This is a genomic window from Paenibacillus sp. FSL H7-0331 (assembly GCF_001956045.1).
Window position 1 is genome coordinate 1 of the sequence record NZ_MRTH01000089.1, and the last position, 8,200, is coordinate 8,200.

An 8,200-nucleotide genomic window follows, 5' to 3' on the forward strand; every position below is an offset into this window, starting at 1 on the left:
AATTTTCCCTATGGTATTTCCGTCCAGGAACGTTCGAAAATCCCGGACCATGTCCGCCAACTTGGTATAATCAGCCGTTCGTAGGACGATGGAAGAAGCACTGTTTTTATGAACCGACCGCGAAAGAATGTGAAAATGTATATAATACTTTTTAATTTTATAAACGTAAAGATCTCAGGATCACTTATCCAGACTTGTCACAGTCATGTGTTGGTTGACAAGAACTTTATCTCATTAAGTGCCGCGTAAATCGGGGCTTCTTTGGGTTTAGTGGAATAAAGTTGTTGTCACGGTCATTATTCGGAAACTATACCAACGTGACAGGCCTTCCGATGTCGGATGACAAGAACGTTAGCCGAATGAAGTCTTCTTGAATTGCGGGCTTTATTTATGATCGGATCAAGTTCTTGTCATTTGTCAGGTATCGGAAGTCAACATTATTGTTACATCAAAAGTCGCTTAAATTGCGGCTTTTTTTTGTTATGTAATAAGGTTCTTGTCATCAGTCGATGTCAAGATCAAGCGAGGTGAACCGTACCACAAATAGGGGGGGATGGCAGTCTGGGGAATCCTTACGTCATTATGACGGCGCAGGATCTGGATAACATTCGGGATGCCTTGTCCATGCACTATAAGCTTGGTGCAGACATCGATCTGTCCTCGATTCCAAACTGGGTACCAATCGGAACTTATCCTCTCAGCCCTTTTGGCGGGAATTTTGATGGCGGTCATTATACGATTAGCAACATGACCATCGATACTTCTTTAGACTTTGTAGGTTTGTTCGGGTATGCTCAATCCGCTAACGCAGGTACAACCCTAACAACGATCAAAAATGTGCGGATGGAGAATGTGAATATAACGAGCCGTGGTTCAGCTGTTAACGTTGGAGGATTGGCAGGAATTACCGATGCTTGGACTTTAGTGGATCGTGTTTCTGTGAGTGGTACAATAACCGGCGTAGGTTCTTACGTTGGTGGTATATCAGGGCAATCGATCAATACTGTGTCCAACAGCGACGCGCATGTTCATATAAACGGCAATTTTGGTCGTGGTGCAGGGGGATTAGTCGGGTACAGTAATAACGACATTACACAAAGCTATGCAACCGGCGATGTGAAAGTGACCGGCAACAATAATAAGGCTGGGGGGCTGATCGGAGATCATTATGGGGAAATATCCAACAGCTATGCAACCGGCCACATTGAAGCTAGTAATGGCAATAGTTCTGTAGGTGGGTTGATAGGGACTATCGGTCGTACCATTAAGAACAGCTATACGTCGGGGAAGCTGATTAAAGCTTCCGGAACCGGATATATCGGGGGCTTGATTGGTGAAAGTAACAATCCCTTCCCCCCCTATACCATCACCAAATCTTATTGGAATGCAACAGATAATCCGGTTCTGACCACTTTGGGAATGGAGCCGGGAACGGACGGGGCGGTTCAGAAGTCTGACATGAAGGATATGATTGCTTTAGGAGGCTGGGACTCGGCGGTTTGGGGCATTCAGGAAGGGGTCAGCACCCCATACTTGAAGACCTTTTCACCCGTGTTAAGGGTCGCGCCTATTTCAGCTACTTATTTCACTGAGCCGGCCGGCAATGAGCTTCAGGTTTCGGGTCATGTCCGGGATGGAAGCATCGGTGAGCCTTTGACGATCAGCATAGAGATAAAAAATAGTACGAATGCAAAAGTAACCGATTATGTATATGAAATGCCGGCTACAGGAGACAAGAAGACATTTACATGGCAAACGTTGATCGATGATCAACGTTACCCGGCAGGAGCGTATACGCTGAATATTAGGGTGAACGATACGGTCGCGGTACATGAACAACTGCAATCATTCCCATTCAATGTGCAGGACACAACCGCGCCTTCTGTGCCGATCATCATGAGCCCGACGAGCGGACAGGTGCTGGGGCAGTCCATGCCCACGATCAGTGGCACGGCAGAAGCTGGAAGCACGGTGACGGTTGTGCTGGACGGCAATGTGGCGGGAACGGCAACGGCGGATGCAAGCGGGAACTGGACACGGACGCTGTCATCGGCGCTGAGCGAAGGCGCGCACTCCGTGCAGGCGAGAGCGACAGACGCGGCAGGGAATGTGGGCACGCTTTCGACAGCACGTGCATTTACAGTGGATACAATCGCACCGACGGCAGCGGTTTCCAGCGCGGGAGGCGCCGTCAACGCACCTTTCCCTGTAACCATCACCTTTAGTGAAGCTGTTCAGGGCTTTACGGAGAATGATATGGTCATCGAGAATGGATCCGTATCGAATTTGGTTACCGTGACCTCGACAACGTATTCGGCTACCGTGAGCCCGACGACTAGCGGGCAAGCCGTGAAGGTAAGGGTAGCTGCAGGGGCTGTAACGGATGCTGCGGGCAACACTAATCCTCAGTCAAATACATGGCTTGTACAGTATGATACGACCAAGCCGGTTGCCGTATTCGGCAATTTTACGCAGGGCCAACTTTTTAATGTACCGCCTGCAGCGGTTACGGTTTCTGTCTACGAAGCGGTCTATTGGACTGCAGGAGGAGCCCAGTTACATGCAGGGAATGCATTGACGCTCATCAGCATGGAGAAGGACGGTGCAGCCTTTACAGCTTATACGGCAAGCTTTGATGCGCTAGCGCACGTATTCACTCTAAGTTTGAACGGCGCCGTGCAAGATGGGAAGTATGCAGTATTGGTAGCCGGGAATGTGGTGAGAAATGTATACCATAATATTCTCGATGCAGCTCGTGCAAGCTTTACTATCGATCAGACCCCGCCTGCGGCACCTGCACTCGTAACACCAGCGAATGGCGAGTGGATGAAGGATTCTGTAGCGACGATCAGTGGAACAGCGGAGGCAGGAGCAATGGTGACCATCCGGCTGGATGGAGCGACTACAGCGACGGTAACGGCATTAGGAGATGGAAGCTGGACATGGACGCCAAGCGCAGCACTGGCCGAAGGTGCGCATACGGTGAGTGTAAGCGCAACGGATGCGGCAGGGAATACGGGTAGTTTTACGGCGGAGCGTACGTTTACGGTAGATACGCAGCCTCCGGTTATCACGCTCCTGGGTGACGTTTCCCTTGTCCTCACAGCAGGTGATGCTTTTGTCGACCCTGGCGCGACGGCTTCCGATAGCTTAGAGGGGAATCTACCGGTTACGGCGACAGGCAGCGTAGACAATCAGACCCCGGGAGCTTATCTATTGCGATACAACGTACAGGATAGCTCGGGTAATGCGGCTGCGGAAGTCACGCGAGAAGTCCATGTGAATGCCAGGAGAGGTAGTTCGGGCGGTCATTCGTCCAGTGTGGGTCCATCAGGAAATGCGGATCTCGAGCAGCTTAGGGTGAAGGTCGGCGGAAATGAACTGGGGTTAACCCCGGCATTTGCTGCGGGAACGACAAGCTACAGGGTCGAAACATCGGCGGCACAGGTAGAAATACAGGCGATCCTAGCAGATATAAATGCGGTCGTAACACTGCGTAAAGAAACCTATACCGGGGCAAAATCAGTATCTCTTGACGAAGGGGACAATGGATTTGAGATTACCGTAAAAGCGGTGAACGGCACGATCAAGACCTACAGCCTGACGGTTCACCGTCAGAAGGTAGTTGAGACGCCGCCAGTACCAACGGTGAGTCAGATATGTACGTTTAGTGACATCAAGGGTCATTGGGCAGAGCTTCAAATTTGTGAAGCGGCGGGGAAGGGCATTGTAGAAGGTGATTCCAGGGCGGTATTCCGTCCGCAAGGGCTGGTTACGCGAGTGGAATTTGCAGCTATGCTGCTGCGTATACAAGGAATCTCTCCCGGTCGGGGAGAAGCAGTCAAGCTGTCCTTTACCGATAACGATAGCATCTCCATTTGGGCAAAAAATACAGTAAGCAATGCGGTGGAGAGCGGCATACTGGAGGGGTACCCTGACGGTACACTCCGACCGCAGCAGACGGTCAGCCGATCGGAAATGGCCGCCATGATGGCAAGAGCCATGAAGTGGAATATTGACCGTACACAAATAACTCCGTTTTCCGATGATGCGCAAATACCGGATTGGGCAAAAGGATACATCCATTATGCTTTTCAGCGCGGATTGTTGGAAGGACGGGAAGGCAATCAATTTATTCCGGAAGGACAAGCGACAAGAGCGGAAGCGGCAGTCGTCGTCCTCCGCTTGTGGAAAACATTACAATAATCGGCTGACCTGTCGGTATAGAATATTAGAATTTTGATTTGACCTACACAACCCACTTTTTTCTTACAAATGGTTAATGGACGATTCAGTAATACGTCTGCTTAAGACGATACGCGAGATGACGGGGGACAAAAGAATTAACTGTCCTGTATAACGCTTATGTTCGGTTTCTTGTCCGGGAGCTTGGCATGCGTCCGTGCGAGGAACTGATTCATTTATACGACATACTGTTACGCAGGCTTAGTGATAAAAAAAATAATTTATGTTAGCTGACTTAGCCGCGAAGCCTTGATGCTGTGCGGTTTTTTTCATTTTAAGGCCGGATCTTTCATTATTCTTTTATTTGGCCGTAGTACACTTACATTAGCGATAGATGATTTAGAAGCAAAATGCTATTTGTAAATATGAATACAGGAGTGAAAGATATGTTTGTTCAAAGGACCCCCCGTTTAATGAGTACGATACTAAAAGGAGTTACGGTTCCTTTATTAGTGGGGTTAATGATGTTTTATTTATTTACGTCTTTGATAACGTCGCCTGTATTAGCCGATGGACCCGACGGAAGTTGGACGGAATGTGCTACAGAAGGCGCCAATTGCAGCTTTCCGGGGACGAAAGAAGTGCGATTATGGGGAACAGGTACCAATTACGGCTTTATTTCCAGAATATTCACGGATAGTACAGCTTGTACAGTTGGTGCTTTCGGTAATGATCCTGCAGTTGGAATTACTAAAAGGTGTTACTACCGTGACGTACAGTTTGATAGTGGAGTGACGGCAGTCGTTAGCGGGCTTAATAATAAAGTGACGTTTACATTTCATACATATGCTATACAGGCAGGTACTTTAGATGAGTTGAAGAGTAAGATTACAGTTAAAAAAACAGGTGATTCTACCTATACAGCTCTAGGTGCAGAAGATATAGTTGCCAACCTAACATCTACGGCTACGTCGAGTACGCTTGAAATCAACTTCAAGGACCCGTTAGTTGGTATGGAGAACTCCATACAGATAGCTCCTGAGGCATTCAAGGATAGCAATGGCAGTCTAATAGTCATATCGGTTACGTCTTTATTAGTAGTAGGCGATACACCAGACGCCAGCTTTGGCTGGACGAATTGTGCTGCAGATGGACAAGTATGTGGATTTTATGGGAGGAAAGAAGTGCGATACTGGGGAACGGGCACTCCTGTACCTAATTATGGCTATATATCTAAAATCATTACAGGTAGTGGCGGTAATGTATGTACACTGTTTGCTTTCGGTACTACCGATCCTGCGCCGGGATCGACTAAAAGGTGTTACTACCGTGACGTACAGCTTGATAATGAAATAACGACAGTCGTTAGCGGACTTAATAATAAAGTGACATTTACATTTCCGACATTTGCTATACAGGCCGGCACTTTAGCAGAATTGAAGAGTAAGATTACAGTTAAAAAAACAGGTGATTCTGCCTACACAGCTCTAGGTGCAGAAGATACAGTTGCGAACCCGACAACTACGGCTACGTTGAGTACGCTTGAAATCAAACTTAAGGATACGTTAGTAGGTTCTGGAAACTCCATACAGATAGCTCCCGGGGCATTCAAGGATAACAATGGCCAGACCATATATATACCAGTTTCATCCTCTTTAACGTTGTTAGGCCTTGGGCCCGACGGTAGTATTGGTTGGACGGATTGTGCTGCAGATGGCGGAAAATGCAACTTTTCTGGAAGGAAAGAAGTGAGATACTGGGGAACCGGCGTTCCTGCTGTACCAGCAAATTATGGCTTTATATCTAATATTAGTACGGGTGGTATGAACTGTCCCTACTACTCTCTTGATCCTGCATATGGAACTGTTAAAAGGTGTTACTACCGTGACGTACAGCTCGATAGTGCAATGACAGCAGTCGTTAGCGGAACCAATAATAAAGTGACGTTTACATTTAATACGTATGCCATACAGGCTGGTACTTTAGCAGAATTGAAGAGTAAGATTACAGTTAAAAAAACAGGTGCTTCTGTCTACACAGCTCTGGGTGCAGAAGATACAGTTGAGAAACTTACATCTACGGCTACGTTGAGTACGCTTGAGATCAACTTCAAGTACCCGTTAGTTGGTTCGGAGAACTCCATACAAATAGCTCCTGAGGCATTCAAAGATAGCAATGGCAGTCTGATAGATTTATCCATTAACTCTTCTTTAGCGTTGTTAGGCAATGGGCCAGACGGTAGCATTGGTTGGACATATTGTGCTGCATTTGGCGAGAATTGCGACTTTGTAGGGACGAAAGAAGTGAGGCTCTGGGGAATAGGCTCTCCGGCCCTGCCGGCTAATTATGGATTTGTATCTCGAAGTACCAGTAGAATAACATGTTCGCTACTTGCTTTCGGTACTACCGATCCTGCGCCGGGATCGACTAAAAGATGTTACTATCGTGACGTACAGCCCTATAGTTTAACGAATTCAGTCGTTAGTGGGCTCAATAATAAAGTGACGTTTACATTTGGTACGCACGCCATACAGGCTGGCACTTTAGATGAATTGAAGAGTAAGATTGAAGTTAAAAAAACAGGTGGTTCTGCCTATACACCTCTAGGTGCAGAAGATACAGTTGAGAACCCAACATCTAACACGCTTGTAATCAACTTCAAAGACACATTAGTTGGTTCTGAGAACGAGATACTGATAGCTCCCGGGGCATTCAAAGATAGCGATGGCAAGCCAATCAACTTATCGATTGCGTCACCTTATTTAACATTAGTACCCACTGCACCTGACGGTAGCTATGGTTGGACTGAATGCGCTCCAGAGAACGGAAAATGTAACTTTTCAGGGAAGAAGGAAGTGAGATTCTGGGGAACTGGGGCTCCTGCTGTACCCGCTAATTATGGCTTCATATCTAAATTTTTTACGGATGGTGCGCCATGTAATGGGACTATTTTCGGTAATGATCCTGCACCTGGAACTACGAAAAGGTGTTACTACCGTGACGTACAGCTTGATAGTGCAATGACAGCAGTTGTTAGTGGACCCAATAATAAAGTGACCTTTACATTTAAAACTTATGCCATACAGGCTGGCACTTTAGATGAATTGAAGAGTAAGATTACAGTTAAAAAAACAGGTGATTCTGCCTACACAGCTCTGGGTGCAGAAGATACAGTTGCTGCGAACACATCTACGTCTCAGTCGAGTACGTTTGAAATTAATTTCAAGGAATCGATGGTTGGTTCGGGAATCTCGATACAGATAGCTCCTGGAGCTTTCAGGGATTGGTATGGCCAATCCATTAACACATCGGTTTCGTTTTCTTTACTATTATTACCCACTCCGCCAGACGGTAGCATGGGTTGGACTTATTGTTCTGAGGAGAACCAAAATTGCATTTTTTCTGGGATGAAGGAAGTGAGGTACTGGGGAACAGGAACTCTTTCTGATCCGGCTAATATTGCATTTAAATCCAATATTAGTATTGGTTATACGGCGTGTACAGCGAATGCCTTTGGTAACATCGATCCTGCACCGGGGGCTATTAAAAGGTGCTTTTACCGTGACGTACAGCTTGATAATGGTGTGACGGCAGTTGTTAGCGAGCTCAATAATAAAGTGACGTTTACATTTCGCACATATGCTATACAGGCAGGCACTTTAGATGAATTGAAGAGTAAAATTGAAGTTAAAAAAACAGGTGCTTCTGTCTACACAGCACTAGGTGCAGAAGATACAGTTGCGAACCTGACATCAACGGCTTACTCGAGTACGCTTGAAATCAACTTCAAAGTCGCACTGGTTGGTTCTGAGAACTCTATACGGATAACTCCTGGGGCATTCAAAGGTAGCGATGGCAAGCCAATCAACATATCGATTGCGTCTCCTTTTTTAACATTAGTACCCACTGCACCTGCATTGACCAACGCGGCGACGCCGAGCATCGGCACGCAGCCGACGGGCGCAACGGTGAACGAAGGCGCCAGCGCGCCACTGAGCGTAGCAGCTACGGTGAG

2 protein-coding genes and 1 pseudogene are annotated in these 8,200 nt (G+C 47.1%); all 3 read left to right on the forward strand.

Features of this window, described 5'->3' with window-relative positions; all coding sequences use genetic code 11:
• A pseudogene (locus BK127_RS44630) lies at positions 1 to 155 on the forward strand (cell wall hydrolase); the annotation flags it as partial.
• Between the two features lie 427 nt (positions 156 to 582).
• Positions 583 to 4,206, forward strand: a complete 3,624-nt coding sequence (locus BK127_RS41100; protein WP_076238419.1) for an S-layer homology domain-containing protein — start codon at positions 583 to 585, stop codon at positions 4,204 to 4,206.
• Between the two features lie 452 nt (positions 4,207 to 4,658).
• On the forward strand, positions 4,659 to 8,200 hold a 3,542-nt coding region (locus tag BK127_RS41105), incomplete at its 3' end, for a hypothetical protein (protein WP_218639087.1).